The organism is Priestia sp. YIM B13489 (assembly GCF_042787645.1).
In the GTDB taxonomy this organism is placed as follows: Bacteria; Bacillota; Bacilli; order Bacillales; family Bacillaceae_H; genus Priestia; species Priestia megaterium.
Window position 1 is genome coordinate 1 of record NZ_JBHZOQ010000033.1, and the last position, 1522, is coordinate 1522.

A 1522-nucleotide genomic window follows, 5' to 3' on the forward strand; every position below is an offset into this window, starting at 1 on the left:
AATATTAAGGGTGTAATTGCTTGTTACTTACATATCATTTAATATTTTTGTAGATATTTATTATAACCTATCAAATCATTTTGAGAAAGCAGAAAATGAAAACGGTTACTTAATATTAAAACTAAAAGGTATCTTTTCTATTTCATACCGATAAAATCCATTACGTTAAGTAAATAGTAAAGTATTTCGTAAAAATAATTAGTTTCACTATTTACTGTAACTGATGACAAATAGATCATTCATTATAATAGATAAAGACAACAAACTGGTGAGTTTGTTGTCTTTAGATTTCAGTCTATCCTATAATTTTTGTACAGCGTACAATAGCAATTCTTCTACATTCTTTTTGCCTAATTCCTTGGCTTTTTGCTGCAATTCTTGCTTTAAATCACTTGATATCTTTACGCGTACAACTTCCAGATCGCTATCAATATAAATCCCACGGCTGCGTTTATTAATCTTCCCTGAGACAAGAACCGACTCTAATAACTCAACGATTTCTTGTGCTGATTCCGTCAATAATACAGGTTTGATTTCAACGATAAATTGCTCTTTCTCTTCTTGTGGCGTAATTCTCATGTTGGTCGGGCTTAGGTACTGATAGAACAAATCCATGAGCTTATAAAGCTGTGATTTCGCATAGGCTGTTTGCTTAAAGGCAAATGTGGCATAGCCTTCTTTGGTAACAGTTTTTTTTGATTCAATCTCGTAGGCTGCTTCAAAGCCTCGGTGAAGTAACTCCTCTAATGTTATCTCTTCATGTTGTTCTGTAACAGCCATAATTGGATCTTCTACAGAGATGATACGGGCAAACTGCTCTTTTTCTTCATTTTTCTTCACAAAAAGCTGAAATAGCGCAATATTTTGTTCGGCATGATAAAAATGACGCTTACTCGGTTTGCGCCCTACTTCATGCGTGAGCTTAAACGCTTCTAGATCTTCTTCATTCACAAAATAACAATTAATGCCCCGGTATTCTTCTTGAAACGCAGGTAACAGTTCTTGCTTAATATACTTATTCACCGTTGTGACCGAGATATCCAGTTGATGCGCGACTTCTTTTGTCGTAAGTCCTGGCTTTTTTAACTCTTCTTGTAAACGAACAACATCCTCGATATCAAATTCATAACGTCCTTCGATATGCCAGTCATCTTTATTAATAGGGTTTAATTTTCCTTGTTGAATATATGTATAAATGGTTTTCTTTGATGAAATAGTTAACATCTCCATCACATCTTCAATCGTAATAATTTTAACAGTATTATCAATCATAACATACACTCCTATTCTTTTTCTTATATTCAATACTTAATTATATCATATTTATGTATAGTTATAAGTTGAAAGTTTTTTTAACTTATATGTAAATAGTGAAACTAACTTATATAATATTATGTTTTACCATTTACTTCAACTGATGACAAATAGGAGATTTTTCTACAAATTATATAAGATTTAAACTATATTTGCAGAAAGTAAGTTTACACTTTTGCTTTTAAATACGTTACAATTAATAAGTAAC

1 protein-coding gene is annotated in these 1522 nt (G+C 31.5%); it reads right to left on the bottom strand.

The genetic code is table 11. The features are described 5' to 3' along the window. Positions 1 to 300 precede the first annotated feature (300 nt). Positions 301 to 1272, bottom strand: coding sequence for a helix-turn-helix domain-containing protein (locus ACFX4W_RS01805; protein ID WP_043978776.1), 972 nt, complete (start codon positions 1270 to 1272; stop codon positions 301 to 303). Between the last annotated feature and the right edge of the window lie 250 nt (positions 1273 to 1522).